This is a genomic window from Mycobacterium sp. (assembly GCF_965229265.1).
Classification (GTDB): Bacteria; Actinomycetota; Actinomycetes; order Mycobacteriales; family Mycobacteriaceae; genus Mycobacterium.
In genome coordinates, this window is the sequence record NZ_CBDDIY010000009.1 from 22212 (window position 1) to 48028 (window position 25817).

General features: G+C 65.9%; 29 protein-coding genes. 14 read left to right on the forward strand and 15 right to left on the reverse strand.

The window, feature by feature from the left end; genetic code table 11:
- Positions 1-326: 326 nt before the first annotated feature.
- Positions 327-1730 carry a site-specific integrase gene (locus ADBZ9K_RS00980; protein WP_526617882.1) on the forward strand — a complete coding sequence of 468 codons (1404 nt, stop codon included), beginning with the start codon at positions 327-329 and terminating at the stop codon, positions 1728-1730.
- A gap of 137 nt (positions 1731-1867) precedes the next feature.
- Complete coding sequence (locus ADBZ9K_RS00985) at positions 1868-3499, forward strand: hypothetical protein (protein WP_526617884.1); 1632 nt, start codon at positions 1868-1870, stop codon at positions 3497-3499.
- Between the two features lie 11 nt (positions 3500-3510).
- Here ADBZ9K_RS00985 and ADBZ9K_RS00990 read toward each other — a convergent pair whose 3' ends face one another.
- On the reverse strand, positions 3511-4755 hold the full coding sequence (locus ADBZ9K_RS00990; protein WP_526617886.1) for an IS110 family RNA-guided transposase: 1245 nt from the start codon (positions 4753-4755) through the stop codon (positions 3511-3513).
- A 299-nt stretch (positions 4756-5054) separates the two neighbouring features.
- Here ADBZ9K_RS00990 and ADBZ9K_RS00995 point away from each other — a divergent pair, with 299 nt between their 5' ends.
- Positions 5055-7208, forward strand: a complete 2154-nt coding sequence (locus ADBZ9K_RS00995) for an integrase (protein ID WP_526617888.1) — start codon at positions 5055-5057, stop codon at positions 7206-7208.
- Complete coding sequence (locus ADBZ9K_RS01000; RefSeq protein WP_526617890.1) at positions 7205-7627, forward strand: hypothetical protein; 423 nt, start codon at positions 7205-7207, stop codon at positions 7625-7627. Before ADBZ9K_RS00995 ends, ADBZ9K_RS01000 begins: the two co-directional genes overlap by 4 nt.
- A 137-nt stretch (positions 7628-7764) precedes the next feature.
- On the opposite strand, the gene ADBZ9K_RS01005 is transcribed toward ADBZ9K_RS01000, so the two are convergent.
- The 4 genes from ADBZ9K_RS01005 to ADBZ9K_RS01020 all read right to left on the reverse strand — a co-directional run bounded on the left by ADBZ9K_RS01005 (position 7765) and on the right by ADBZ9K_RS01020 (position 10719).
- Positions 7765-8001 (reverse strand): SHOCT domain-containing protein, encoded by a 237-nt coding sequence (locus ADBZ9K_RS01005; RefSeq protein ID WP_526617892.1) that lies wholly within the window; start codon positions 7999-8001, stop codon positions 7765-7767.
- An 85-nt stretch (positions 8002-8086) separates the two neighbouring features.
- A complete protein-coding gene (locus ADBZ9K_RS01010) occupies positions 8087-9457 on the reverse strand; it encodes an MBL fold metallo-hydrolase (protein WP_526617894.1) in 1371 nt (456 codons plus the stop codon).
- Positions 9458-9557: 100 nt separating this feature from the next.
- Positions 9558-10331 (reverse strand): sulfite exporter TauE/SafE family protein, encoded by a 774-nt coding sequence (locus tag ADBZ9K_RS01015; RefSeq protein WP_526617896.1) that lies wholly within the window; start codon positions 10329-10331, stop codon positions 9558-9560.
- 118 nt (positions 10332-10449) lie between these two features.
- The gene (locus ADBZ9K_RS01020; RefSeq protein WP_526617898.1) at positions 10450-10719 is read right to left on the reverse strand and encodes a metal-sensitive transcriptional regulator; all 270 of its coding nucleotides are present in this window, start codon (positions 10717-10719) and stop codon (positions 10450-10452) included.
- Positions 10720-10857: 138 nt separating this feature from the next.
- Here ADBZ9K_RS01020 and ADBZ9K_RS01025 point away from each other — a divergent pair, with 138 nt between their 5' ends.
- The 3 genes from ADBZ9K_RS01025 to ADBZ9K_RS01035 all read left to right on the forward strand — a co-directional run bounded on the left by ADBZ9K_RS01025 (position 10858) and on the right by ADBZ9K_RS01035 (position 13800).
- A complete protein-coding gene (locus ADBZ9K_RS01025; RefSeq protein WP_526617900.1) occupies positions 10858-11172 on the forward strand; it encodes a rhodanese-like domain-containing protein in 315 nt (104 codons plus the stop codon).
- An 84-nt stretch (positions 11173-11256) separates the two neighbouring features.
- On the forward strand, positions 11257-12399 hold the full coding sequence (locus ADBZ9K_RS01030; RefSeq protein ID WP_526617902.1) for an NAD(P)/FAD-dependent oxidoreductase: 1143 nt from the start codon (positions 11257-11259) through the stop codon (positions 12397-12399).
- Between the two features lie 360 nt (positions 12400-12759).
- On the forward strand, positions 12760-13800 hold the full coding sequence (locus ADBZ9K_RS01035) for a DUF4192 family protein (RefSeq protein ID WP_526618220.1): 1041 nt from the start codon (positions 12760-12762) through the stop codon (positions 13798-13800).
- On the opposite strand, the gene ADBZ9K_RS01040 is transcribed toward ADBZ9K_RS01035, so the two are convergent.
- From ADBZ9K_RS01040 to ADBZ9K_RS01050, 3 genes are all read right to left on the reverse strand, one after another.
- Positions 13797-14486 carry an iron-dependent transcriptional repressor DtxR gene (locus tag ADBZ9K_RS01040; RefSeq protein WP_526617904.1) on the reverse strand — a complete coding sequence of 230 codons (690 nt, stop codon included), beginning with the start codon at positions 14484-14486 and terminating at the stop codon, positions 13797-13799. The genes ADBZ9K_RS01035 and ADBZ9K_RS01040 overlap by 4 nt on opposite strands.
- 119 nt (positions 14487-14605) lie before the next feature.
- Complete coding sequence (locus ADBZ9K_RS01045) at positions 14606-15595, reverse strand: sigma-70 family RNA polymerase sigma factor (protein ID WP_526618221.1); 990 nt, start codon at positions 15593-15595, stop codon at positions 14606-14608.
- A gap of 117 nt (positions 15596-15712) precedes the next feature.
- Positions 15713-16108, reverse strand: coding sequence for a DUF3099 domain-containing protein (locus tag ADBZ9K_RS01050; protein ID WP_526617906.1), 396 nt, complete (start codon positions 16106-16108; stop codon positions 15713-15715).
- A 77-nt stretch (positions 16109-16185) separates the two neighbouring features.
- Here ADBZ9K_RS01050 and ADBZ9K_RS01055 point away from each other — a divergent pair, with 77 nt between their 5' ends.
- The gene (locus tag ADBZ9K_RS01055; RefSeq protein WP_526617908.1) at positions 16186-16425 is read left to right on the forward strand and encodes a DUF3039 domain-containing protein; all 240 of its coding nucleotides are present in this window, start codon (positions 16186-16188) and stop codon (positions 16423-16425) included.
- On the opposite strand, the gene ADBZ9K_RS01060 is transcribed toward ADBZ9K_RS01055, so the two are convergent.
- Positions 16412-17404, reverse strand: a complete 993-nt coding sequence (locus ADBZ9K_RS01060) for a YhjD/YihY/BrkB family envelope integrity protein (protein WP_526617910.1) — start codon at positions 17402-17404, stop codon at positions 16412-16414. The genes ADBZ9K_RS01055 and ADBZ9K_RS01060 overlap by 14 nt on opposite strands.
- A 60-nt stretch (positions 17405-17464) precedes the next feature.
- Positions 17465-17656, reverse strand: coding sequence for a DUF7455 domain-containing protein (locus ADBZ9K_RS01065; protein WP_526617912.1), 192 nt, complete (start codon positions 17654-17656; stop codon positions 17465-17467).
- Positions 17657-17815: 159 nt separating this feature from the next.
- Here ADBZ9K_RS01065 and ADBZ9K_RS01070 point away from each other — a divergent pair, with 159 nt between their 5' ends.
- A complete protein-coding gene (locus tag ADBZ9K_RS01070; protein WP_526617914.1) occupies positions 17816-18181 on the forward strand; it encodes a DUF952 domain-containing protein in 366 nt (121 codons plus the stop codon).
- Here the strand turns inward: ADBZ9K_RS01070 and ADBZ9K_RS01075 are convergent.
- Positions 18130-18537: a RidA family protein gene (locus tag ADBZ9K_RS01075; RefSeq protein WP_526617916.1), complete on the reverse strand. Its 408-nt coding sequence runs from the start codon at positions 18535-18537 to the stop codon at positions 18130-18132. The genes ADBZ9K_RS01070 and ADBZ9K_RS01075 overlap by 52 nt on opposite strands.
- 128 nt (positions 18538-18665) lie before the next feature.
- Here ADBZ9K_RS01075 and ADBZ9K_RS01080 point away from each other — a divergent pair, with 128 nt between their 5' ends.
- Positions 18666-19313 carry a TetR family transcriptional regulator gene (locus tag ADBZ9K_RS01080; protein WP_526617918.1) on the forward strand — a complete coding sequence of 216 codons (648 nt, stop codon included), beginning with the start codon at positions 18666-18668 and terminating at the stop codon, positions 19311-19313.
- A gap of 130 nt (positions 19314-19443) precedes the next feature.
- Here the strand turns inward: ADBZ9K_RS01080 and ADBZ9K_RS01085 are convergent, their stop codons facing one another.
- Together ADBZ9K_RS01085 and ppgK are read right to left on the reverse strand one after the other, a co-directional pair.
- Positions 19444-20907 carry an RNA polymerase sigma factor gene (locus ADBZ9K_RS01085; protein ID WP_526617919.1) on the reverse strand — a complete coding sequence of 488 codons (1464 nt, stop codon included), beginning with the start codon at positions 20905-20907 and terminating at the stop codon, positions 19444-19446.
- Between the two features lie 174 nt (positions 20908-21081).
- Positions 21082-21861, reverse strand: a complete 780-nt coding sequence (gene ppgK / locus ADBZ9K_RS01090) for a polyphosphate--glucose phosphotransferase (protein ID WP_526617921.1) — start codon at positions 21859-21861, stop codon at positions 21082-21084.
- Positions 21862-21960: 99 nt separating this feature from the next.
- Here ppgK and ADBZ9K_RS01095 point away from each other — a divergent pair, with 99 nt between their 5' ends.
- On the forward strand, positions 21961-22821 hold the full coding sequence (locus ADBZ9K_RS01095) for an inositol monophosphatase family protein (protein WP_526617923.1): 861 nt from the start codon (positions 21961-21963) through the stop codon (positions 22819-22821).
- Between the two features lie 5 nt (positions 22822-22826).
- Here the strand turns inward: ADBZ9K_RS01095 and cei are convergent, their stop codons facing one another.
- Positions 22827-23477 carry an envelope integrity protein Cei gene (cei, locus tag ADBZ9K_RS01100; protein WP_526617925.1) on the reverse strand — a complete coding sequence of 217 codons (651 nt, stop codon included), beginning with the start codon at positions 23475-23477 and terminating at the stop codon, positions 22827-22829.
- 172 nt (positions 23478-23649) lie between these two features.
- Between cei and ADBZ9K_RS01105 the strand changes: the two genes are divergently transcribed.
- The gene (locus ADBZ9K_RS01105) at positions 23650-23952 is read left to right on the forward strand and encodes a DUF4193 family protein (RefSeq protein ID WP_526617926.1); all 303 of its coding nucleotides are present in this window, start codon (positions 23650-23652) and stop codon (positions 23950-23952) included.
- An 8-nt stretch (positions 23953-23960) separates the two neighbouring features.
- On the opposite strand, the gene ADBZ9K_RS01110 is transcribed toward ADBZ9K_RS01105, so the two are convergent.
- Entirely contained in the window at positions 23961-24437 is a 477-nt protein-coding gene (locus tag ADBZ9K_RS01110) for a DUF3093 family protein (protein ID WP_526617927.1), read from the reverse strand.
- A 25-nt stretch (positions 24438-24462) separates the two neighbouring features.
- Between ADBZ9K_RS01110 and dut the strand changes: the two genes are divergently transcribed.
- Both dut and ADBZ9K_RS01120 read left to right on the forward strand, forming a co-directional pair.
- Complete coding sequence (gene dut, locus ADBZ9K_RS01115; RefSeq protein WP_526617929.1) at positions 24463-24927, forward strand: dUTP diphosphatase; 465 nt, start codon at positions 24463-24465, stop codon at positions 24925-24927.
- Complete coding sequence (locus ADBZ9K_RS01120; RefSeq protein WP_526617931.1) at positions 24927-25709, forward strand: DUF3710 domain-containing protein; 783 nt, start codon at positions 24927-24929, stop codon at positions 25707-25709. The genes dut and ADBZ9K_RS01120 overlap by 1 nt, the downstream gene beginning before the upstream one ends.
- Positions 25710-25817: the final 108 nt, after the last annotated feature.

Here is a 25817-nt window from a genome sequence, read left to right on the forward strand (position 1 = left end):
TGGTGGGCATGTGGTGACGTGGGATGCGACTTTCTGGCGGACGCGCGCAGACGGGTTGCTGCAGCTCGTTCCTTTCCCTCCTAGGTCAGCGTGTCGCGTCGCTTTCGTCGATTCTGCGGTGCAGTCTGTTGGGGCGAAAACGCCTCGGTGGCAAAGTCGTGGGAAGGTCAGCCTTGACGGAGTGGCGGGTGGTCTGGGTGCCCACACCGTCGAAGGATTCCGGCGTTCGGTCACGCCTCCTACAGGGGTGGACTGACTTAACGAGCCGTGAGGCGTCGGTCGGCGTTCGGCCTGGCGACCCCATACTCCTGTCGCCTGACTACCGCGTGGACGCGCGTTTGACGTCATACGTGCAGTCACGTGCGTTTCGCGCTTACACGACGGAAACGCGCCGCAATCACGTGACGGATCTTCGGCTCTTCCTATCGTTTCTGTGGAAAAGGGAACGCTATTGGGACATGACGAGGCACCGCGACATCGAGGACTATGAGGACTGGCGACGCTTCGCCGACACGAATCCACGCCGGATTGGTGGCGCCAAGTGGGATCGCGAATTGTCGGCTCTTGCCAGCTTTTTCACGTGGGCGGTCGACAACCAGCACATGGAGCGAAGTCCTGTGGCGATGAAGCGCATTGTGGGGCGTGACGGTATGGCGGCGGCGGTGCCGGCCGGTCGCGCCAAGGATGCGCGTCGAAGCAATGTGCATTGGCTGACGCCGCGCACGTGGCGACGCTGGATCGACGTCGGTCTACGTGGACACACTGCGGACGGGCGAGCGGACTTCGGTTGGATCGGGCGCTTGGAGGACCGCAATGTTGCGTTCGTGCGGCTGATGGTGTCCTCCGGTTTGCGGCGGGCCGAAGGGGGGTCGCTGCTGACGTTCGAGGTTCCCGATCGCAGCGCCGGCACCGGGCGCTACTGCCGTGGGCGGATCAGCGCTGAGGTGACCCGATCGAAGAAGCCCCGCACCTTCTACGTCGCTGCCGACGCCGTTGGAGAAGTCGAGACCTATTGCGAAGCAACCCGATCGATGGCCATTCGGCAAGCTCAACGGCGGCGCCGCTACGAACGCCTTACTGACCGCCGATTGATCACAGCTATCGCCGGCGGTCGCAATCCCGTCCTGCAGTTGACCGAGCCGAACGGTCCGACATCGCGTCGTGACCTCAACTCACTGACCGTCGCTGAGCGCATGACTCTCTTCGTCGAAGGTGAGCATGGGTTGGAGCCGGCGTGGCTGTGGCTCAACGAACAGGGCCTACCGTTGTCGATTCACTCCTGGGATGGCGTATTCGCGACCGCGAACCGACGATGCGCCGACACCCTCGCCCCACCGATGTTCCTTGGCTTCGACCCTCACAAGGTCTACGCCCCGTACGCGACGCCGCATTCGACCCGCCACAGCTTCGCGCTGTACATGCTGGTGGTGCTCAATACCTTGATGGACCAGAGATACGGTCTGTCCGCTGAGGAACGCCGGGACTTCCGCCACCTCTACGGCGATCCGTGGTTTATGGTTCAGAACCTGCTCGGTCACGCGTCGCGGGAAACAACGATCGAGCGCTACCTAGCCCCGGTCGCCGACCTGCAACTGCGGTCGATGCTGGCCGACGCCGCCGATCCTGTCCCTGCGCCGATGCCCGAACTCGATGAGGTATTCGCGCGAGTGGCCAAGGAGTCAGTCGGGATTCAAGACGTCGACGACTTCGACATCACAGGGTCGTGGTGAGCAGCGGTCGCGGTAGACCGGCAGCTCTGCCGGCTCACGACCACCATCGACCCGAGCGGTTGGCGGCCGACGGTTTGCGCGTGCACCACCGTAACCGCCGCGGCAATGTCGAGACCTTCAACTTCGCCGAGCTTCCAGTGGCCGAGCCGATGCAACGGTCGTTGGCCGCGCTATTCGCGGTCAGGTGCGAGCCCAGTACGTGGAGCAGTCACCTCTCGTCGATCAGTACCTGGCGGCATCTGCTGCAGTTCGCGCAGTTCATCGCCGAGCAGCCAGAACAGGTGCGCGATCTAGACGATCTGACCGCCGCGCTGGTGCGGCGGTGGCGCAACAGCATGCCACTGGGGTCTGACCACAGGCCACTGGCTCGGATTGCGCCATTGCTGCGCGACGATTCGCGGCTGCAGTCCGGTCCAGTGGCCGATGAGCTACTGCGCCGCAGGCAGGCGCCCAAGCCGGCGGCACAGGAGTCGTACAGCCACGAAGAGTTTCAACAGATCACCAAAGCGGCCCGGCGATCATTCCGAAACGCCCTGCGCCGCATCGAGATGAACGCTGTGCACTTGGACCGCTGGCGGCACGGCGAATTCCCCAACGACAGCGTCGACTGGTTGATCGGTGAGGCGCTTAACGAACTAGCCCTGACCGGATCAATGCCGCAATACGTCATGCGGGACAGCAGGACCAAAAACGGCGCTCGCGTGTTGGTGAAGAAGTACCGCGAGCCGCTGGGCGGGATGACGCCGGAATGCACTTGGCAGCGATTGTTCCTAAGCCGAATGGAAGCCGTCGCACTGGGCGTGTTGCTGCTAGCCGAATTCGGATGGAACTTATCGGTGATCAACGACCTGGCGGTGCCCCGACCAACCCCCGATCCCGGACACGACGGGCGACCCACATATCGCGTCGAAATCGCCAAACCGCGCCGCGACCGAGGCCGCTACCACGAAACGCAAAACTTCACCGACGACGGCGCCGCCTCAGCGGGTCGGCTACTCACCCAAGCCCTGAACGCCACCCGCGTCGCCCGCACCCTCGTTGCCCGTGACGCACCCGATACTGACCGTTTGATCGTATGGCGAGCAGAAAACCGCGGCGGAAACATCGTGACCAGCGGTGACCGCGAACAACCCGTGGGGCCGTTTCACTTCGGCTTCGCCTCCGATGACGCGCGAGTCTGGGCTCAAGCCAACGGATTCAGCGGATCCCCATTTCGTCGCGGGCGGCGCACGGTGGTGACGCTTCACCACCGCCAACCCCGCCAGCATTCCGAAGACACCTACGCACGCAAGTACGCGCTCGTCGACAGACGGGTTCAACGGGAATCCATTGAAACCATCGCCGCCGGCGCCGAAGGTGCACTCGAACAGGCCCGCCAGACGGTCCTGGTGGCGCAGATGCACGATGCCAAAAAACCAGGTGCCCTCGAAACAGCCACCGCCGACTGCGCCGATCCGAACAGCAGCCCCTTCACCGCCTCACCCGAATTAGGCTGCACCGCCTCATTTTTGCTGTGCTTGGCCTGCCCGAACGCACACGTCCATCCCGGTCACCACCCACGACTGGCTCACCTACACGACGCGATGACCAATCTGCGATCGGTCCTCACGCCGGCGCAATGGGGCCCCGTATGGGCCGAACACCACGCCCGACTCGACGACCTCAAAACCCGACTCAGCCCGACTATTTGGAGTGATGCGCTGCAGCAAGTCACCGACTACGACCGCCAAATTGTCGAACATTTATTGGCCGGAGCGCTGGACGCATGAGTTGCCCTGTGTCAAGCCGCCCGGTGTTGTTCTTGGTTGAGCAGTATTTGGAGGGCGCGATGTTTGGCGGGGTCGTAGGCGATTTCGTCTTGCCAGCAGTGCCAGATGATGTAGAGCCAGGCGCGAGCGAGGATGCGGACGGCGTGGGGGTGGTCGTGTCCTCGGGCGATAGCGCGGGTGTAGACGTCGGCGGCCCAGGGGTTGGCGCGTCTGCTGTCGCCGGCGAAGTCGGTGACAGCGTCCCGGAGTTGTTTGTCTGCAGCCCAACGGAATCCGACGTGTTTGACTTTGCCGGACTGGCGGGTGGAGGGCGCGACACCGGCCAGGCAGGCCAACGATTCGGGGGTGGGGAAGCGGGCGCGGCAGTCCCCGATCTCGCTGAGCAGTCTGGCGGCACGCACGGTGCCCGAGCGGGGCAGGGACGTGAAGATGTGCGCGTCGGCGTGGGCGGCGAGTTGGTCGGCGATGCTGTCGTCGAGGACGGCGATCTGGGCGTTGAGCGCGGTCAGGGTCGCGACGAACGCACCGGTGATCGCGGCGCCGGTGACCTCGTTGGTGGCGCGGGGAGCAGCGGTCAATCGGCGGTGCAGCTCGCGGGGATCAGTGCGGCCGCTGTAGCCGACGCCGGCCAGCCAGGCGCTCAGGCGGGTGACCGAGAGCCAGTCGGCCCGTTGCTGGCAGTCGAAGCGGGCCAGGAACGCCAGGCTGATCGGGCTGTCGATCGCGGCGAACAGGCCCACGGCACCGGGAAACACGATCTTCAGATGTGCGCGCAGCTGGTTGGCCACCGCGACCCGGTGGGCGACAAGGTCTTTGCGGGCACGACAGGTCTGGCGCAGGGAGACGGTGGCCGGGGTGTCGGGCAGCAGCGGGGCCAGCCGTGCTCGGTCGGTGCGCAGAGTGTCGGCCAGCACGAACGCGTCGAAGCGGTCGTCCTTGTTGCCGGCCGAACCGTAGCGGCCGCGCAGGTTCTTGACCTGGTTGGGGCTGATCACCACGACCGTGACACCGGCGTCGAGCAGGGTGTCCACGACCGGCCCGTCCGGGCGTTCGATCGCAACCTCCCGCACGCCGGCGCGCTCGAGCACGGCGAGCAGCTCGCGCAGTCCGGCCGCGTTGTGAGTGATCGTCTTGCGGGTGACTTCGCGGCCCTTGGCGTCGACGATCGACAGAGCGTGATCGTCACGCGCCCAGTCGATGCCGCAGGTGATGCCGTTGACGGGTTCCGTCGGCAGGGTGTTTCGGGCAGACTTCATGACAGCCTCCTCGCTGCTAAGCCCAGTGGGGAGGCACCCTCGTGTGGTACCGGGGCACGACTGCTCGTTCGCTCACTGTGCGGCGCTCGGAGGCGCTTAGCCCTGTCGACGGTCGGCGTGCCCCGGGTAACCGCTGGCCCCCGCAGAACTCATGCTGGACGTCAGATGCGTCGAGCAAGCAGGGCGATGAACCAGCAGCCACCTCGGGTGCATCGGCAATCCATCCAAGATCACCGACACACCGGATGGTGCACCAGAAAACCCTCGACGAAGACTACCGACACGAGGATGGTGCACCAGTGAGCACCGCAAGCGACTACGACCCCTACCTGCTGCCATTGCCGAATCCGGCCAGCCCGGTGATCAAGGCGGAGCTGGTCAAACCCACGCACGCGCACCTCAACGGGCGATACGCCGACTCCGTGTGGTCACTGGCTCCGCTGATTGAAAATCCGTCCTCAGTGCGCGTCAAGATCGCCTGGCGGTTATGCCCGACACCGTTCGATGAGGAACTCCGATTAGCGCTATGGAACCTCATCAATGGCGAACTGCGCCCTACGTTCGTCCACACACGGCCCAAGACCATCAGCCAGGTCATGCGCACCCGCCTCAGCCCCAGCGCCATCGTCGCCGCGGCCCGCGTCTGGTTCCATATGGCCACCTGGCTGCAAAGTCGCGGCATCACCACGCTGGCACACTGCACGTCTGAGGTGCTGCACGAACACGCCCTGTACTTGGCGACGTTGTCAGTCTCGTCCAAAGACGTCGCCCGCCGACTGCTGGCGATTACTCGGTTATGGGCACTCGACGAACTCAGTGCAAAACCCGCCGGCATCGCACAACCTCCGTGGGAAGTCGTCGGATTCGACCAGTACGTTTCAGCGTCCCATCCCATTGGGCCTGAGAACGCGACGCCACCACTTGCTGAAGCAACGATTTCCCCGCTGCTCATTTGGGCGATGCGCGTCGTCGAGGACCTCAGCGACGACATCCTCGCCGCGCACGCAGAGGTCGAGCTGATTCACCAGGACATTCCCGACCACGCAGAACCCGGCGGAGTGCAGCGCCTCAACGCCTACCTCGACCATCTGCTGTCGTCCGACGATCCACTACCGATCTATGTTCCCGGCGCCCGGCACGCAATCACGTTGGCCAACAACTACATCTGCGGCAACGTTGGCGTTACCAAGAACCAAGTCACCGAAAACACCCGACGACAAGATGTGATCACCGCGGCCGCCCACCGACCGTGGGGATGCCCGCTGACCACTCCCATCACCGGCCGCATCGCCGGACGGCCCTGGCGCAACGCGATCGACTACTTCGAGGCGGCGACCCTCTGGAGGCACCTCGGCACCGCCGCGTTCGTCGTTTGCGCCTATCTGACCGGTATGCGGCCACCCGAAGTCCTCGGACTGCGCACCGGTTGCTGCCCCGAACCCATCTCCGGCTCGGACGGCACCATCGGCCGCCACCTCATCTACGGACGGCATTACAAAACCGCCCTTGATGAACACGGCAACCACGCCGCAGCCGGCGAACAACGAGACGTCCCCTGGGTCGCCATCCGACCCGTCGTCAACGCCATCAGAGTTCTCGAGCAGATGGTCCCGCACGAAGCGCTGCTATTCGACAACCAAATCCACGACATTCACCGCAAATCAACTAACACCGGCGCCATACTCGGCGCGTCTATGCGTACGCGGATCGCTGACTTCATCGACTGGGCCAATCGAGAAGCTGACCGACACAACCTCGCCGCAGAGGCCATTGCTCCTGACCCCAACCCAACTATTGGGGTAAGCCGTTTCCGCCGAACATTGGCCTGGCACATCGCTCGCCGCCCCAACGGCCACATCGCCTTGGCCATCCAGTACGGGCATATGCGTTCGACCATGGTCACCGAGCGCTACGCAGGCCGCGGCCGCGACGGCATCCACCACCTCATCGACGTCGAAACCGCCCGCGCCGTCGCTGACACCATCGCCGACCTCCAAGACGACCTCGACAACGGCGCCGGCATCTCTGGACCCGCCGCACGCGAGGTCATCAACATCGCTGCCCACACGCCACGCTTCACCGGCACCGCCATGAATGCCACCACCGCACGCCGCCTACTAGCCAACAGCGACCTCATTCTCTACAACAACCCGCAAGCCCTCCTGCTCTGCCGGTACAAACCCGACCGCGCACTCTGCCAACGACAAGGCATCAACCACACACCCAATCTCGACGACTGCCGCCCGAACTGCACCAACATCGCACGAACCGATTACCACGCCGTCCGATTAAGGATCAAGGCCGAACAACTCGAAGGACAATCCGCTCACACTCCACAGCCCATCGGAGATCGACTCCGTGCCAACGCTGCAAGATTGCGCAGCTACGCCGACGCGCACGACACCACGAAGATCACCGCCAAGACGCTAGGCGTCGACGAGGAAGCACCATGAGCAACGATCCAGACGAACGCAACTGCATCCGCGCTGCCATGAACCGCATCCTCAACGGAACGCCAGAGCGCTCCAACGGCGCACTAACCATCGTTGCCCTCGCCCAAGAAGCCGGCGTCCCTCGCAACGCGCTCACACAACGCCACACCGATCTCAAGAATGAGTTCTACAAGCACGTCCGAGCACGCGGGGGCCCCACAGAACTCGAAACCCGACTCCGCGCCACCATCGCCAAACAGAACGCCACGATCGCCAACAAGAACCGCGAACTGCGGGTGCTCCGCGCCGACGTGCCCGCACTTATCCGAATTATCAACCAACTAACACTTGAAAATGAGAACTTCCGCGGCCTGGCCGCGGGAGCAACCGACGTCATAACTCTCATGAGGCACCCCCGGTATGGGGACAAGCAGCCGTGAGCCACTTTGCACGCTCGACGGACCCCAGCTCACGCCGCAGGCGAGTAACGAGGCTCACCCCCATGGCGTCAACGCGCGCAGCGAGCACCCCGTGCGCGTTTAGCGTCGGCGCTGCGGCGGCTGATCGGAGCGGGTTGTCATGTGCCGAGCTCGCTGCGGCGACGGCGGTATTCCTGTTCGTCGATCTCCCCACGCGCGTACCGCTCGTCAAGGATGCGTCGCGCGGAACTGACCTTGCCGGCTAAGGGGTCTTCGTCGCGGGGCGGCGCGATCAATCGATAGCCGAGATAGACGAGCACGAGCAACCCGGTCGCCACCAACAGTGGCCAGATGACACCCATCCAGCCCATGGCACCGTTACCCATCATCATCATCCTCTTCCTTCCTCGCTTGCGCGGTTCGCTTCAGGCGACGCGGTCACCCCGTCCGGGGGAACAGCGCGGGCCGGTGATTGGCCGTTCACGTGGTGGTGAGGTGAAGTTGGTCTGCGGTGCTGTAGTCGTCGTCGATGAGCACGACGCTGCGACTGGCCCGGTCGAGGAGCGAGGCAGCGATCGAGGACCGGTAGCCCGAGGCGCAGTGCACCCAGACTTGTCCGTCGGGCAGCTCGTCGATGCGGTCGGGCAGTTCGTGCAGCGGGATGTTCACCGCGCCCGGGATCCGGCTGGCCGCGAATTCTTGGCGTTGCCGCACGTCGAGCACGACCACATCGTCGTGATTGCCGAGGATGTCGGCGAGGTCGGTGAAGTCGGCGACCCGGTAGCGGCGCAATTCGGTGCCGGCGCGAAGATCGGCGATCTTGCCGGTGGCTGCGCCGTCGAGGTCGTCGATGCCGATGCGGACCAGTTCGCGTCGTGCGTCGGCGATCTGCTCGACGGTGTCGCCGATCAGCGTCAGTGGTTCGCCCCATCGGTAGAGCCAGCCCAGGTAGGTGACGAAGCTGTCGGAAAGTTCGAATCCGAGTGTTCCATTGAGGTGCCCGGCGGCGAACGCGGTGCGGTGGCGCAGGTCGACCACCCAGTGCCCGGCGTCGATGCGCCGTCGCAGCTCGACTGGGTCGACCGGTTCGGGTAGTGACAGATCAACTGGGGCGGGCCCGGCCTGATTGATCACTCCCATGTGGGCGTAGTAGGCGGGGTAGGCCGACAGCCCTTCGAGAAGTTCAGTGACGTAGGCCTGTTCGTCTTGAGTCAGCGCCGGATTGGTGGTGCGTTGCTCGGCGATCGTCGACGCATCACCGCTGGCGGGAGTGGCTGAGCAAAAACTGCCGAAACCGTGGGTGGGATAGACCCGCGTGGAGTCGGGCAGCGCCTCGGCCAGACGACGCACCGAGCGGTATTGTGCGTGGGTTAGCTCCTGGGTGTGCTGGGGGCCGAGTAGATCGGTGCGTCCGGTGGTGCCGTGCAGCATCGACCCTCCGGTGAACACTCCCACGACGCCGCCGGCGGCATCGCGCAGCACGTAGCTGACGTGGTGATGTGTATGGCCGGGTGTGTGCATCACCTCCAGCTGCATGAGGCCCGCGTTGATCAGGTCCCCGTCGCGAGCGGGCCGGCGCTCGTAGTCGACATCGTCGCCGGCGGGAACCACATACTCCGCCCCCACGCTGCGCGACAACTCGAGGCCGCCGGTCACGTAATCGTTGTGGATGTGGGTTTCCAGCACGTGAGTGATTTGCACTCCGCGCCGCCTGGCCGCATCGAGCACGCGGTCGATGTCGCGTTGCGGATCGATCACCACCGCCGTGTCGACAGCGCTGATCAGGTAACTGCGGTCCCCGAGGCTTGAGGTGTCGATGACGCCTACGTCGACGGTTTCGCTCGCTTTCATATGTTTCTCCTTCACAATCGTACTGATACCCGGGAGGGTATTTGGGTAATCGCGCTGGGGCGACGGCTCAAAAAAGTCGACGACCCGGATGCCCGGCGGGTCAACGAATCACGATGGTGTCCAGCAAGACGTAGGCCGCGACGGCGAACACGAGGAAGGCGAACCAGCGCGTCAGCCGGGCGGTGTTGATTCTGGTGCCGTAATGCCCAGCGATGAGCGATGCGCCGATTGCGGTGGCCACGAAGGCGCCAGTGATCGACCAATCGATGCTGGCCCCAGTGAGATGAGACAGCACTCCGGCCGCGGAGTTGGCGACGATGATCAGCAGCGAGGTGCCGATCGCGATCGGCATCTGCACACCGAGAAGCAGCACCAGGGCGGGGATGATGACGAAGCCGCCGCCGACCCCGAACAGCCCGGTGAGCAAGCCGACCAGAAAGCCGGCGGGAATCGACCGCGGTGCGCAGCGACGCCAGTTGATGCCGGAATCGCCTACGGTGCAGGCGGTCCCGGTGTTCGCCGAATCGGCCAGCATCCGCACTCCGGCGACGACCATCAGCACCGCAAAGCCAATCATGAGAACCGGCTGCGGCAGGTGTTTGCCGATCGCGCTGCCGATCAGCGTGGCGGGGATGCCGGCTGCGGCGAAGATGCCGGCCAGCCGCCACTGCACCTGCCCGGCGCGCACTTTGGGCAGCACCCCGACCGCTGAGGCCGCCGCGATCACGATCAGCGACATCGGGATAGCCTGCTCGATCCCAAGTCCAAGCGCATAGACCAGCGCGGGAACGGCCAGGATGGATCCGCCACCGCCGAGCACGCCAAGAAGCGCCCCGATCACCGCACCCAGCGCTAGAGCGATGAGAACGCTCACCTCGCACCACCACCGCGGAATCGGCCAGCGAAGTACCTCAACGACCGTTGCCGCCGACAGGCCGCCACCACGGCGGCCGGACTGATTGAACGTGAGTGCTCATCGACGGCGCGCATCGTCAGGCCAACGCCAAGAACAACTTCTCGAGTTCGGCCTCGGTCATCGGCGGCGCCGCACCACGTTCCTGTTCGGTCAGGCACTGGCGCAGACCCGTCGCCACAATCTTGAATCCGGCCTTGTCCAGCGCGCGCGACACCGCCGCCAGCTGAGTGACCACGTCCTTGCAATCGCGGCCCTGCTCGATCATCGAGATAACCCCCGCCAGCTGCCCGTGCGCGCGTCGCAACCGGTTGAGTACCACCGCAATACTTTCCTCATCGCCGACCACCGCCGACTCCTTTCATCCGCAACACCTATCAGCATACCCGTGGGGGTATGCACAGGTGGTGAGTCAAGAGGGTTCGGGTCAGAAACCGGAGCGAACGCGGCCTCGACGTCTAATACGGGGAGGGGTATACAGGGAGGGGTGGATGAGCGTGTACGGGAAAGCGGTATCGAGGAGTTCGCCGCCGGGTGGGCCAAAGGCAGGCTGGTCATCGACGTTCGCGAGCCCTGGGAGTACAAGCAGGGCCACGTTCCCGGTGCGCTACTCATACCGCTCGCCAAACTGCCGCAACGAATCGCTGACATACCGGACAACGTCACCGTCTATGTGATCTGCGCGTCAGGAAACCGCAGCCTGCGTGCGGCCCAGCTCCTAACGTCTTCTGGTAAGACAGCCGTTTCGGTCGCCGGCGGGATGATGCAATGGGCCGCGCAGGACCGCCCCATCCAAAGCTAAGAGCATTGTGGGACTGGTCTCAGGGGTAGAAGTCATGGTGCCGAACAGCAGACGTTTTTCGATCATTGAAAGGGTTACTCGACCATGAAGACCGTAGTGATTTTGGGCGCCGGATTCGGCGGCCTGGAGTTGGCCGCCCAATTGTCCGACACTGTCGCCGATGATGTCCGCGTCATCTTGATCGACCACAACGATGGATTCACCTTCGGGTTCTCCAAGATCGACGTGCTGTTCAAGGGTCACACTCCCGACGGAGTACAGATACCGTATGCCGCCCTCACCCGGCCGGGCGTTGAGTTCCGTCAGGAAAGGGTGACCTCGATCGATCCGGCCACCCGTCAAGTAGTCACCGACCGCAATGAGTACCGTCCCGACATCCTGGTCGTCGCACTCGGCGCGGACTACGACCCCGCCGCGACACCCGGGTTCGTCGAAGACGGATATGACTTCTACACCGTCGAGGGCGCATGCCGGTTACGTGAGCGCCTCGCCACCTTCACCGGGGGCACCATCGTCCTGGGCATCCTCAGCATCCCCTTCAAGTGCCCGCCCGCGCCGTTCGAGGCTGCCTTGCTGCTGCACTCCTTGCTGGTCGAGCAGGGAATCCGCGACGACACCCGCATCCAGCTGATCAGTCCCATGCCCTCCCCAATCCCGGTATCCCCATCCACCTCCGAAGCGTTGATCACCGCCATGAGCGAACGCGGTATCGACTACCGGCCCAACTCCAAAATTCACAGTCTGGACCCCACTCAACACCTCGCCCACACCGACACCGACACCATGCCCTACGACCTGTTCATCGGCGTCCCCAAACACCAGGTGCCCGACGTGGTGCAGGCCTCTGGCCTCACCGCCGGAGGCAACGAGGGATGGATCGCCGTGGACTCCGCCACCCTGGCCACCAATTACCCCGGTGTGTACGCCATCGGCGACTGCGCCGACGCTCCCGTTCCGCGCGCCGGCGTGTATGCCGAAGACGCCGCCCGGACCGTTGCCGCCGGCATCGTCGCACACCTGCATGGAACAACGACCACCGCCACCTACGCCGGTCGCGGGGTGTGCTACATCGAATTCGGCGACGGGCAAGTCGGCAAGGTCGAGGCTGACTTCCTCTCAGGCCCCAAACCCCACGCCCCTTTCAGTGGACCCTCCTCGGAACTTGCCGAGGAGAAGGCCGACTTCGCCCGCACCCGCCGAGATCGATGGTTCAACAATCCCCGCTGAGCCCCGCGAGTCAGACGGTGCAACCCCCCGTCGGCGACAATGACCGGAGTCGTACTCGGCAGAAGCATCGGCACGACGCAGGATAGGAACGGTGCTGACCGCTGGGTCGGCGGAGCGCCATACCCAGGTGACCCATGGTGTCACGACCAATGTCAGGCAAGAAGGTTGCGATGAGTCACGCGCGTCCATCATTGCCCTGCCCTTGCGCGAACCGGTTCGTTGAGGATGACTCGCGTAGCTGACCGACGAAGATTCGCGGGCAGTGGCTCGCCGTCCCAGGACACATGAAGCCGCGCTCAGCAAACCCCTTCGTTCAACTCCCAAGCTCGTTGTGTCAGGCGCACATTTCACTACTGATCGATCGGCGTCAAACCTGCATCGACACGTACACCGAATAGGGAAGTTCCTGCCGTTCTCGGCTTCGTGCCGGAGAAATCCCTGGTGCTTGTTGCGCTCGACCACGGTCAGCTGGACGCCGTGATGCGGATCGACCTGTCCGATGCGTGCAGCGGAGAGGTCAGCCAGCTCGCCGAGGTCGCGTCGTCGTCGGGCGCCGACCGGGTGGTGGCGGTGATCATCGACGCCGAGGGCGCCCAGTGCCCGATGTGCAACGAGGATTACCGCGAGCTGTGCGCGGGCCTGTCCGCCGCACTGGCCGGCCATGACATGGAGCTCTATGCCGCACATGTGGTGGACCGCGTCGAGGACGGCGGCAGGTGGCACTGTGTCGATGGATGCGGCGCATCCGGGGCGGTCGACGATCCGATGGCGTCGCCGTTGGCGGCCGCCGCCGTGCTCGACGGCCGGCGGCTCTATCAGCGTCGCGCCGACCTGCAAGCGCTGATCGCTGTGACTGACCCGCGGCGGAGTGCGGAGCTGGCGGCTGTCGTGGAGGAGTGCGCCACGGTTCGCGAGGCGAACTGGCGTGCCGATCCCGACGGGTGTGGACGATGCGATGTCGAGGCGGCGATGGCGATGAGCGCTCGGGTGTGCGACGGTGCCCGTTTGGACGACGCTGAGCTGGCTGGCCTGGCCTGTGCGCTGACCGATGTGGCCGTCCGCGACACGCTCTACGCACTGGCGGTCGGGGCGGAGGCGGGGCGGGCGGAGACGTTGTGGGCGCTGCTGGCGCGCACGCTCCCCGATCCGTGGCGGGTGGAAGCGCTTGTGTTGCTTGCATTTTCGGCCTACGTGCGCGGAGACGGCCCGCTGGCCGGGTTGTCGTTGGAGGCGGCGCTGCGCAGCGACCCGGACCATCGGATGGCGGGGATGCTCGACACCGCGCTGCAGTCCGGGATGCGGCCGGACCAGATTCGCGAACTGGCCGCCACCGGCTACCGGCTGGCCAAGCGTCTGGGGGTTCGGCTGCCGCCGCGGGCGTTCGGGCGCCGCGCGGTCTAGACCTTCTCGACCTTCACTGCGTGGGCCATCTCGTGAGGCAAGTGGACGTCCTCGTGGCCACCGATGACGATGGTGACCCCGCCGCTGGAATTGTTCTCGACCTGCACCCGAGCGTTGGGGACGACGCCGGCCTCCTTGAGCTGGCTGATCAGCTCCACGTCGCCCTGGACGTGCTCGGTGAGCTGGCGAACGACCACGGCGACCGGGGCACCGGCTGGCAGTTCGGTCAGCCGGGTCAGGTGGCTGTCTTCACGATGGCCGCCCTCCAGCCCCAGGAGGGACAGACCGGGGATCGGATTGCCGAAGGGGGAGACGGTGGGGTCGTCGAGCACCTGGACCAGGCGGCGTTCGACATCCTCGCTCATGACGTGCTCCCACCGGCATGCTTCGGCGTGCACTTCCTCCCACGGCAGGCCGATGACGTCGACCAGCAGGCGTTCGGCAAGGCGATGTTTGCGCATCACCGAGACGGCCAGCGCGCGCCCTTTCTCGGTGAGTTCGAGATGCCGGTCACCGGCCACATGCAGCAGCCCGTCGCGTTCCATGCGCGCCACGGTCTGGCTGACCGTCGGACCGCTCTGCTCCAGCCGTTCTGCAATGCGCGCGCGCAGCGGTACCACGCCCTCTTCCTCGAGGTCGTAGATCGTGCGCAGGTACATCTCGGTGGTATCGACCAGGTCGTTCATTAGGTCACCCTTCTTCTGTCCCGAGTCTACTGGGCTAGCAGGGGAAACGATCGAACAACACCGGGGCCGGACAGCAGTGTGCCCGCCGGACCTGCCGGCGGGCACACGCTGGGGGGCGATCAGCTGGCGTAGGACCGCAGCCGGTCCGCCCGCTCGCCGTTGCGCAGCTTGGACATCACCTCGCGCTCGATCTGGCGGACGCGCTCCCGAGACAGGCCGAACAGCTTGCCGATCTGGTCGAGGGTGCGCGGCTGTCCGTCGTCGAGGCCGAATCGCAGCCGGATCACCTGCTGCTCGCGCTCGTCGAGGGTGGCCAGCACGTGGCGGATGTCGGTGTGCAGCAACTCGGCGATCACGGCATTCTCGGCCGACATCGCCTCAGCGTCTTCGATGAAGTCACCCAGTGGGGCCTCCTCATCGCTGCCGACCGGCATGTCGAGGCTGACCGGGTCGCGGCTGTGCTCGAGCAGATCGTTGATCTTCTCGACCGGGATACCCGACTCTTCGGCCAGTTCCTCATCGGTGGCCTCACGGCCGAGGTTCTGGTGCATTTCGCGTTTGATGCGGGCCAGCTTGTTCACCTGTTCCACCAGGTGGACAGGCAGCCGGATGGTGCGGCTCTGGTCGGCCATGCCACGGGTGATGGCCTGGCGGATCCACCAGGTGGCATAGGTGGAGAACTTGAAACCCTTGGTGTAGTCGAACTTTTCCATCGCACGGATCAGCCCGAGATTGCCTTCCTGGATGAGGTCGAGCAATGGCATGCCCCGGCCGGTGTAGCGCTTGGCCAAGGACACCACCAGGCGCAGGTTGGCCTCGAGCAAGTGGCTGCGGGCGGCCTGCCCGTCCCGAACCACGGTGGCGAGATCACGCTTGCGGTTGTCGCTGAGGCGCTTGCGGGTCTGCAGCAGATGCTGGGCGTAGAGGCCCGCTTCGATGCGCTTGGCCAGTTCGACCTCGTCCTCAGCGGACAGTAGTGCCGTCTTGCCAATGCCGTTCAGATACACGCGCACCAGATCGGCTGCTGGACTTTGCGCGTCCAGATCGCTGTCAATCCGGGTGGTGGTGGCATTTGCCATGGTGGCCTCCTGATCGGCTGCAACTGTCAATGGGTCCAACGACCGAATGGAGCAAAGAGTTCCCACGTGGCCGCCGTCTCACACGCTCTGACGTGCACGGATACGGCTAAGCCCTGAGAATGTCCTGAGAAATGACCGCCGCGGCGGTCAGTGGGAACCGGAGTCGGATCCGCCGGCCGAATGCGGTTGCGCCGAGGGGGTACCGGCCTCGAGCGCGCGACGCTGAGGCCGGGGGAACAACTGGGTCCTGCGCGGGACGTCGTTGAACCGCCGTGGCTCTTCGGCGGTTCGCGGTGGGCGGTCATTGGCGATCAGCACCGCCATCCACGGCAGCGGCAGCGACACCGCGATGATGGCCAGCGAGATCAGGCCGTTGTGCCACAGCCCGTAGGCGGCGGCCGCCAGAATCAACGACGGGATCCGAAACGACATGAGCGTCAAGTACTTCCGTACCCGTTGGCGGTGCTGCTCTTCATAGGAGGGCGCAGCGGCGGTGATGAGCACGGGCCGACCTTCGTCGTCGTACCCCAGCTCACGCGCCATAGCTCTACTGTTCCACAATCGGTGCGTCATATGCAGGTCGGTTTCTTACATCTATCTGACCGGGCACAATGTCAGCTATGCAGACTCAGACGATCGAGCGCACCGACACCGACGAGAGCGTCGATGACGGGACCGACAGTGACCGGCCCAAGTTCTTCCATTACGTCAAGAAGGACAAGATCGCTGAGAGTGCGGTCATGGGCACCCACGTCGTCGCGTTGTGCGGCGAGGTGTTCCCGGTGACCCGGTCAGCCAAGCCCGGCTCGCCGGTGTGCCCCGATTGCAAGCGCATCTACGAGAACCTCAAGAAGGACTGACCGGCTCCGGCTGCGGCTCTTCGTCGGGCTCCGGTAGCCGCCGGCGCCCCGCGGAGTCGTCGGCCAGCGAGCGGGCCTTGTGCCTCAGCCATGAGCGCACCTGCTCGGCGTGCGGCGTCGGCGCGGGCCACTCCTCTTCGATAGCGGCGTTGAGTTCGGCCCCGATCATCACGGCGAAGCCGAGGAAGAACGCGAACAGCAGGAACGCGATCGGCGTCGCCAGCGCCCCATAGGTGTAGCCGGTGCTGGTGATCCAGGTCAGATAGATGCGCAGGCCCCCGGTCGCCACCAGGAACACCGTCGTCGCGAGGACCGCACCCCACACCAGCCGGTGGGTGGGCAGCGGTTTGGGCAGCGAAACCCGGTAGAGGATCGTCACCGCCAGCACCAGGCCCAAGATCAGCGCGGGGTAGTAGCCGTAGTGCAGCGCGTTGTTCCAATTGTCGGGCAGGTACCCGGCGATCTTGCGCGGGCCAAGGGCCATCAGCGGTGCGGCGGCGATGACGAACACCAGCATCACCACGTAGAGCCCGAGTGCGAAGAACCGCTGGCGGACGGGGTGGCGCAGCGGGGTCTGGTCGTGAGCCTCGACGACCGAGTCGACGAAGGCCGAGATGGCCGATGACCCTGCCCACAGGCTGATCACGAATCCGAACGAGACGACCTCACCGCGCGCCCCCTGCACGATGTCGCGGATCGTCGGCTCGATGATCTCGTTGACGACGTTCTTGGAGAAGAAGCTGTTGGCGGTGTTGATCAGCTGGCTCTCGATGGCCGGCAGGGTGTCGGGACCGAACAGCGGCGCGATGTAGGCCAGACTGCCCAGCATTCCGAGCAACAGCGGCGGCAAGGAGAGAACGGACCAGAACCCGGCCTGAGCCGACTCGGAAAAGATCGAGTCGTCCCAGCTCTTCGACAAGGTTCGGCGGGTGATCCGCCACACGTGGTGGCGAGACGGCTTGGCAGGTTGGTCAGTCATGACCAGTCCAGCATTCCTGACGACGGCTGTCCTGCCCAGCAACGCGGCCGTGAGGTGCGGTTATGCCTCCGACGGGCTGACTTCCAGCACAGCAGCCAACTCGACCAGGCGGGCCTGGTGCTCGTTGGCGTGATGCTGGCAGAACAGCAGTTCGGCACCCGAAGGAAGCTTTGCGCGCACCCGAGCAGCCGCGCCGCAGCGGTCGCAGCGATCAGCCCTGGTTAATTCGGGACTGGTCAGGGTTGCGTTCATGGGCTCCTCCGTAAGGTGCTCAGCGCTCCGGCGAGTCGGCTCCGCCGTCGCGTATCTCTACTGTCTCAGACGTTCTGTGTTCCGGCCTTGTTCCCCGGGGGTTTAGCGTTGTGTCGTGTCTCACGCCCCCTCGTGTTGCAGGTGATGCAGTGTGGCCGTATGTACCCGAATCCGGATTTCTTATTACACCTGTGCGGACAGCAGGACTGGGACGTCGCCCGGGCCGGCGGCCAACTTTGCCCCGCATCCCTGACCGAGGTCGGATTCGTACACCTGTCCACACCTGGGCAGGTCCACCTACCCGCTAACCGGCTCTACGCCGGCCGCAGCGACCTGGTGCTCCTGCACATCGACCCCCACCGCCTGGCGGCGCCGGTGTTGTGGGAGCACGGTGTACCAGCGGATCCCGAGTCGATGCTGTTCCCCCATCTGTACGGTCCGCTGCCGATCAGTGCCGTCGTTGCGGTCACTCCCTATGTTCCCGGACCCGACGGCCGGTTTCCGTCGTTTCCGCCCTCGGCGTAAGCGTCAGCCTCGATTTCGACCATCAAGCCCGGTTCGATCAGCGCGGAGACCTCCACCATGGTGGCCGCCGGGCGGACGTCGGCGAAGAACTCTGCGTGCACCGCACCGACCTCGCGCCAGCGGGAGATGTCGGTGACGTAGATGCGGGTGCGGACCACGTCGGACAAATCGGCGTCGACGTCCTCGAGCGCTGTTTGGATGCTTTGCAACGCATTTCGCGTCTGGGTCTCGATGTCGTCGCCGGCGCCCGTCGTTCCGGCCACGGTGATGTACGCCCCGGTGCGCACCGCGCGCGAATATCCGACCAGGCGTTCGAATTCGGTGCCCGATCCGATGTTCACCCGCCGCGACGTCATGCGGCCACGATAGGTGGGCCGCACCTGGCGGGCGGTTTCTTGCCCAAAGGTGACGTCTCGGACGAATCGTGCTCGGCGCGTCCCATGGGCAATAACAATCGATGGCGATGGTCGTGGGAGGTGAGAGCGTGAAACGTCAGGCGAGAGCCGAAGCGACGAGGCGCAGGATCATCGACGCGGCAGTCGGACTGTTCGGTGAGATCGGCTATGGGCAGACCGGACTCGCCGACATCGTCAAAGCCGCCGACGTCACCAAGGGGGCGTTCTACTACCACTTCAGTTCCCGGGAAGCCGTCGCCGACGCCATCATCACCGAGGGAAACGAACACCTGGCCGCGGTCTACTCCGGTGCCATCCGCGACGCGCGCCCGGCCCTGGAGAACCTCATCGTGGGTACCTACGCGCTGGCATCGGCGATCCGGTCGGAGGAGCTGGTCGGTATCAGCAATCTGCTCGTCCAGTCGCTGAGCCAGATCGGCGACGCCGGCAGCCAGGTGTACCCGCGCTGGAAATCGGCGTTCCTCAGCGAAACGCGGAAAGCCGCCATGGCCGGCGAACTGCGCGACGGTGTCGATCCCGAGGACGCGGGGGAGGCCATCTGCGCCAGTATGGTCGGCTCTCAGCTGCTGTCCGACGCTATCGGCGATGACGTGTTCGGCCGGCTGACCCGGTCCTGGCACATCCTGCTGCGGGCGGTGGCCCCGGCGCACGCGCTGCCGGGCCTCGAAGGGTTCCTGCTCAGCATTCAGCGCAGCTACGAGGACACCCCTGGTTGAGGCCATCCGCGGTTGTGGCGGCAGATCGCCCCGGCTAGCGTCAGTATCCGCGGGGGCGGATCCTTCCCCAGTGCTCGAAGTCCAAGCAACTGAGCGTGCTGGACATGGGAGCCGCTCCCGCCCGTAGCGCCTAGTCCAGGTAGTCGCGCAGGACCTGGGACCGGCTCGGGTGACGCAGCTTGCTCATGGTCTTGGACTCGATCTGCCGGATCCGTTCGCGGGTCACCCCATAGACCTGGCCGATCTCGTCGAGCGTCCGCGGCTGTCCGTCGGTCAGGCCGAACCGCAGCCGCACCACACCCGCCTCGCGCTCAGAAAGCGTCTCGAGCACCGACTGCAGCTGATCCTGCAGCAGCGTGAAGGACACCGCATCGACGGCCACGACGGCCTCGGAGTCCTCGATGAAGTCGCCGAGCTGGCTGTCGCCCTCGTCGCCGATGGTCTGGTCCAGCGAGATCGGCTCACGCGCGTACTGCTGGATCTCCAGCACCTTCTCCGGCGTGATGTCCATCTCCTTGGCCAGCTCTTCGGGAGTGGGCTCGCGGCCCAGATCCTGAAGCAGCTCGCGCTGGATGCGGCCGAGCTTGTTGATGACCTCGACCATGTGCACCGGGATACGGATGGTGCGGGCCTGGTCGGCCATCGCGCGGGTGATGGCCTGGCGGATCCACCAGGTGGCATAGGTGGAGAACTTGTAACCCTTGGTGTAGTCGAACTTTTCCACCGCGCGGATCAGACCCAGGTTGCCTTCCTGGATCAGGTCAAGGAACGCCATGCCGCGGCCGGTGTAGCGCTTGGCCAGCGACACCACCAGGCGCAGATTGGCTTCCAGCAGGTGATTCTTGGCCCGGTCGCCGTCGCGGCAGATCCACTGCATGTCGCGGCGCTGCTGAACAGGCAGCTTCTCGCCGCGGTCAGCCAGCTCTGCCAGCTTCTGGGTGGCGTACAGACCAGCCTCGATCCGCTTGGCTAGTTCGACTTCTTCCTCGGCGTTGAGCAGCGCGACCTTGCCGATCTGCTTGAGGTATGCGCGCACCGAGTCGGCCGAGGCGGTCAGCTCGGCGTCTTTGCGGGCCTGCCGCAGAGCCTCGGACTCCTCTTCGTCCCAAACGAAATCCCCGGAGGCTTTGTCCTTCTCCGTCGGCTCGGTGATGTCGTCTTCGTCGGCGGCTTCGCCCTCGGCGGCCGGTGTCTCTTCGGTGGCGGCTTCCTCGTCTACCTCTTCGGCGACGTCTTCGAGGTCGTCGAGGACGAGATCGTCTTCGACGACCTCGAGCTCGGGGTCGGCTTCCAGGTCGGTGTCGAGCTCGTCGCCAGCGACCAGGTCGCCGTCTGCGGCACCCTCAGCGGCCTTCTTGGCGCGGCCGCGGGCCGCGGGCGCCTTGGTGGCCTTGGCGGCGCGAGCCTTGGTCGGGGCGGCTGTGCCCTCGGTGCTCTCGGCGTCGCCAGCTTCTCCCTTGGGCGCGGCCTTGGCGACCCGCTTGGCCGGCGGGGCACCGTTGGCGGCTTTGGCTGCCGGCTTCTTCGCGGGAGTCTTGGTGGCGGTGCGCTTCACCGGCTCATCGGTTGCCGGGCTTGCCTTGGTCGCTGCCACGTACACCCTTTCGGTCGTGCTGGCTTTCGGCGAGCGCAAGCGCGCCACCGAAAGCGTCGGCTATGAGGACTGTTGGCGTGGATCTCGTGCGGATTCTCGCCGCTATCCGGTAGGCGGCCGCCGTCGACCATTGTAACGACTCTGTGGGGCTCTACCGCGCCGAGCGGGCAAAAATCAGTGCGCGACGTCGACCTGAGCCGCCATCGCCGCGCCGACGATGCCGGCTTCGTTCTGCAGTTCGGCCGCGACCACCGGGGTGCGGTTCTCCAGCAGGGGGATCCACTTGTCGGCCTTGCGGCTGATGCCGCCACCGGCGATGAACAGGTCGGGCCAGATCGCGTTCTCGATCGTGACCAGCACTTTGGTCACCTCCTGGCTCCACCGCTCGTAGCTCCAGTCCTTGCGCTCCTTGACCGAGGACGCCGCGCGGTGCTCGGCCTCCTTACCGTCCACCTCGAGGTGACCGAACTCGGTGTTGGGCAGCAGAAGGCCGTTGTGGATCACCGCTGAACCGATACCGGTGCCGAATGTCAGCAACACGACGACACCGTGCTGGTTGCGCCCGGCGCCGTGGTGTTGCTCGGCCAGGCCGGCGGCGTCGGCGTCATTGAGCAGTGTCACCTTCTGGCCGCCCAGCGCGGCGCTGATGACTTCGGCGCCGTTGGTGCCGATCCATCCCTTGTCGACGTTGGCCGCGGTCTGCACCACGCCGTTGACCACCACGCCGGGGTAGGTGACCCCGAGCGGACCCGTCCACCCGAAGTGCCGGACCACCTCGGCCACCGTCTCGGCGACCGCGGCCGGTGTCGACGGCTGCGGCGTCAGCAGCTTGAATCGGTCGCCGATGAGCTGGCCGGTGTCGAGGTCAACGATGCCGCCCTTGACCCCGCTGCCGCCGACGTCGACACCGAATCCACGATTCTGTCCGGGCGGTGGCGTTGCGGTCTCGGGCATGGCTGCTCCTCGGCGAGGCGGGCGGTCGGCGCGATCCACACACTAGTGGCTGCGTGCCCCTTTGTACCCGTGTCGTCGGGTCTGTGCTGCGATGAGTTAGTGAGCGACAACCGGCCTGAACAATTGCGGGCGGTGGCCGAGCAGCTGGCCGCCGAGGCGGCCGCCTTCGTGCGCCGCCGCCGCGCGGAGATCTTTGGCGACGCGCCCGACTCGATCGGCTCCGATTCGGTCCAAACGAAGAGCACCCCGACCGATCCGGTGACCATCGTCGATACCGAAACCGAACTGCTGCTGCGTGATCGGCTGAACACCTTGCGGCCCGGCGAGTCGATCCTCGGGGAGGAGGGCGGCGGCCCGGCAGGCGGCGTGCGCGGCGCGGTGTGCTGGGTGCTCGACCCGATCGACGGGACGGTGAACTTCGTCTACGGCATCCCGGCCTACGGGATCTCCATCGCCGCGCAGGTCGACGGCGTGTCGGTGGCCGGGGCGGTCGCCGACGTGGTCAGTGGCGAGGTGTACTCGGCCGCGGTGGGCCAGGGCGCCGATGTGCTTCGGCCCGACGGGCAGCGCCGAGCGCTTCGCTGTAGCGGGGTCAGCGAGCTGTCGATGGCGTTGGTGGGCACCGGCTTCGGCTACGCCCCGCAGCGGCGCGCCGAGCAGGCCGCGCTGCTGGCCCGGATGCTGCCCCTGGTCCGCGATATCCGGCGGATCGGGTCGGCGGCACTGGACCTGTGCATGGTCGCCGACGGCCGGCTCGACGCCCACTACGAGCATGGCCTGCACGTCTGGGACTGGGCGGCGGGCGCTCTGGTGGCCGCCGAGGCGGGGGCACTGCTTGTGCTGCCTGCAGGTGGCGGTGCCGGCGACGAGGGCGCCCTGCTGGTCGCGGCGGCGCCAGGTATCGGCGGTGCTCTGGTCGAGGTGCTGGGCCGATTCGGGGGCCTGCAGCCGCTGCCGTGAGCGGCTCAGCAGGTCCCGTTGTGGATCTTGGCGACCAGCGCCGAATCGGCCGGCTCGGTGGCGTCCGGGCGTAGGCCGGCCAATACGGCGTCGATGTCGTCGCTGTGGGCCAGCGTGGTGAAGTCGGTGCCGATGGCCAGATCGACCGAATCGTCCTTGCGATCGTCCTGGAACAGTTCGACGCATGGCGCTACCAGCCAGACCGAGGCAGCGCCGGCCCGCCCACTTGCGCCGAACCGGATCTGCCCCTGGCAGGTGAGCCGCGCGTTGGCGTAGATCGGGTCGTTGGCGGCGGTGGGCTGGGCGAAGCCGAGATCGCGCAGCGCACCGGCGACCTCGCCGGCCTGGCCGCCCTGGCCGCTGGCGTTGAGGACCCGGATCTTGGTGTCGGCGAGCTTGGCCGGGGCGACGTCGATCATCGAGGAGCGCGTCACCTGCTCGCCGAGCTTCGGGGCGGCCGGATCGGCCGCCGGGGGCGGCGGGTTGCAGGAGGCGGCCTCCCGCACGTCCACCGGGCGAGTCAGTGCGACCGCCCACACCACCGCGGTGACGAGGAACATGACGCCCAAGGCGATGATTCCGGGCAGGTAATTGCGCCGGCGGAACGGGCGACCGTGCTTATCGAAGGCCGTGCCCTCCGTGATTTGAGCGACCACGGATGCACTCTAGAGCCAGCTGGCGCCCGCCGGTTGGACACGCCCGCCCGGGCTCATCAATAACTGTGAGGTAAATCACACTTAGGTATTATGTGATCTGGGCACGAATCGTTTGGTGGATGCGTTCGACGCTGATACAAAGCCATGCTGAGGTTACGAGGGGACTAACACGATGGCTACCGACTACGACGCGCCGCGGCGCACTGAAACAGACGACGTGTCCGAGGACTCGCTGGAGGAGCTCAAGGCGCGGCGCAACGAGGCGCAGTCGGCCGTGGTCGATGTCGACGAGACCGATTCTGCGGAGAATTTCGAGCTGCCCGGCGCCGACCTGTCCGGGGAGGAACTGTCCGTTCGGGTCGTTCCGAAGCAGGCTGATGAGTTCACCTGCTCGAGCTGCTTTCTTGTGCATCACCGCAGCCGGCTGGCCAGCGACAAGAACGGCGTGATGATCTGCACGGACTGCGCGGCCTGACGGGCCGGTCAGCTCCGTAGGGCCGACAGCACCCGATCCGGGCGCCGCGCACTCACCAGCCAGTACGGCGTCGGATCGTCGGGGTCGTCGAGCACGACCAGAACGAGCGGGCCGACCCAGCCCCGGTGCAGGACGTAGGCGGCCGGGTCGAGCTGGCGTCCCAACGCGGCCGACTTGGCCGACCGCGGAATCTCGGCGGAACGCGACACCACCGACATCGGCAGATGGGCCTGCCCGGCCCACAGTTCGACGTCGGCGCCATCGCTGACCACCCGCACTTCCGTGCGACTCATCCACAACAGGACGCCAACCGCGACGGCGCCGAGCAGCGTGTAGGGCAACCAGGTCGGCAGTGTGCGCACGCCCATCGTGACTTCCTTGGCGATCAGCGCAGCCAGGGCCAGCCCAAGCGGCCACCACCACCACGGCACCCAGAGCCGCTCGCGGTACCGCACGGTTTGCGAGGTCACACGCGAACCAGACACGCGGCCAAGGGTAGTCTGTGGCATCGTGCCCACCAGCCTTGCGGTGGTTCGCCTAGACCGCGATCTCCCGATGCCCAGCCGCGCCCACGATGGTGACGCCGGTGTCGATCTGTTCAGCGCCGAAGACGTCGAACTCGGCCCCGGCCAGCGCGCCCTGGTGGCCACCGGGATCGCCGTGGCTATTCCGCACGGCATGGTCGGGCTGGTACACCCGCGCTCGGGTTTGGCTGCGCGCGTGGGCCTTTCGATCGTCAATAGCCCCGGCACCATCGACGCGGGCTATCGCGGCGAGATCAGGGTGTCGCTGATCAACCTCGACCCAGCCACGCCGATCACGATTCGGCGCGGTGACCGCATCGCCCAACTGCTGGTCCAGCGGGTCGAATTACCAGAGCTGGTCGAGGTGGCCTCGTTCGACGAGGCTGGACTGGCTGACACCACCCGTGGCGAGGGCGGCCACGGTTCCTCCGGCGGACATGTGAGTTTGTGATGGCATTCGGCAGACGTAAGAACGACGACAAGGCCTGCGACGAGGCCGGTGACGACGCGGTGGTGAGCCCGTCGACGCCCGCTCCCGCCGAATCCGACCTCGACGAGAACGACGACGGCGGCCCCTTCGACATCGAGGACTTCGACAATCCCGACGATGCCGCCCTGGCCCGGCTGGACCTGGGTTCGGTGCTGGTCCCGATGCCGCCGGCCGGTCAGATCCAGGTGGAACTCAACGAGGTGGGCGTGCCGAGCGCGGTGTGGGTGGTGACCCCGCACGGGCGGTTCACCATCGCCGCCTACGCGGCACCGAAGTCGCCCGGCCTGTGGCGCGAGGTGGCCAGTGAACTGGCCGATTCGTTGCGCAAGGACAACGCCAGGGTCTCCATCGAGGACGGCCCATGGGGTCGTGAGGTGGTCGGCACCGGCGCCGGCGTGGTGCGTTTCATCGGGGTCGACGGTTACCGCTGGATGATCCGCTGCGTGGTCAACGGCGCCCCCGAGGCCATGCCCAATCTCGTCGCGGAAGCCCGAGAAGCGTTGGCCGACACCGTCGTCCGCCGTGGCGACACCCCGATGCCGGTGCGCACGCCGTTGCCGGTCCAGCTACCGGAGCCGATGCTGGCCCAGTTACAGCAGGCCGCTGCCCAGCAGGCGCAGATGGTGGCCGCCCAGCAGGCGCTGCTGCAGCAGCAACAGGCCCAGGCCGTGCAGCCGACCGAGCGGCGCAGTGCGTCGGGGTCGGCCATGCAGCAGCTGCGCAGCACCAGCACCGGCGGCTAGCCCGGGTCAGACCGCGCGTCTCCTCCTCAGGCTCGTTCCTCGCCTGCATCGTCGAGCGCCGGGCCTGGACTGGCGTCTCCTCCTCAGGCTCGTTCCTCGCCTGCATCG

Bases quoted from the DNA above. Each gene is read 5' to 3' on its own strand.
- ADBZ9K_RS00990 (WP_526617886.1), bottom strand. From the start codon at position 4,755: ATGAAGTCTGCCCGAAACACCCTGCCGACGGAACCCGTCAACGGCATC.
- ADBZ9K_RS01000 (WP_526617890.1), top strand. From the start codon at position 7,205: ATGAGCAACGATCCAGACGAACGCAACTGCATCCGCGCTGCCATGAAC.
- ADBZ9K_RS01005 (WP_526617892.1), bottom strand. From the start codon at position 8,001: ATGATGATGATGGGTAACGGTGCCATGGGCTGGATGGGTGTCATCTGG.
- ADBZ9K_RS01010 (WP_526617894.1), bottom strand. From the start codon at position 9,457: ATGAAAGCGAGCGAAACCGTCGACGTAGGCGTCATCGACACCTCAAGC.
- ADBZ9K_RS01030 (WP_526617902.1), top strand. From the start codon at position 11,257: ATGAAGACCGTAGTGATTTTGGGCGCCGGATTCGGCGGCCTGGAGTTG.
- ADBZ9K_RS01040 (WP_526617904.1), bottom strand. From the start codon at position 14,486: ATGAACGACCTGGTCGATACCACCGAGATGTACCTGCGCACGATCTAC.
- ADBZ9K_RS01050 (WP_526617906.1), bottom strand. From the start codon at position 16,108: ATGGCGCGTGAGCTGGGGTACGACGACGAAGGTCGGCCCGTGCTCATC.
- ADBZ9K_RS01055 (WP_526617908.1), top strand. From the start codon at position 16,186: ATGCAGACTCAGACGATCGAGCGCACCGACACCGACGAGAGCGTCGAT.
- ADBZ9K_RS01060 (WP_526617910.1), bottom strand. From the start codon at position 17,404: ATGACTGACCAACCTGCCAAGCCGTCTCGCCACCACGTGTGGCGGATC.
- ADBZ9K_RS01065 (WP_526617912.1), bottom strand. From the start codon at position 17,656: ATGAACGCAACCCTGACCAGTCCCGAATTAACCAGGGCTGATCGCTGC.
- ADBZ9K_RS01070 (WP_526617914.1), top strand. From the start codon at position 17,816: ATGTACCCGAATCCGGATTTCTTATTACACCTGTGCGGACAGCAGGAC.
- ADBZ9K_RS01075 (WP_526617916.1), bottom strand. From the start codon at position 18,537: ATGACGTCGCGGCGGGTGAACATCGGATCGGGCACCGAATTCGAACGC.
- ppgK (WP_526617921.1), bottom strand. From the start codon at position 21,861: ATGCCCGAGACCGCAACGCCACCGCCCGGACAGAATCGTGGATTCGGT.
- ADBZ9K_RS01105 (WP_526617926.1), top strand. From the start codon at position 23,650: ATGGCTACCGACTACGACGCGCCGCGGCGCACTGAAACAGACGACGTG.
- ADBZ9K_RS01120 (WP_526617931.1), top strand. From the start codon at position 24,927: ATGGCATTCGGCAGACGTAAGAACGACGACAAGGCCTGCGACGAGGCC.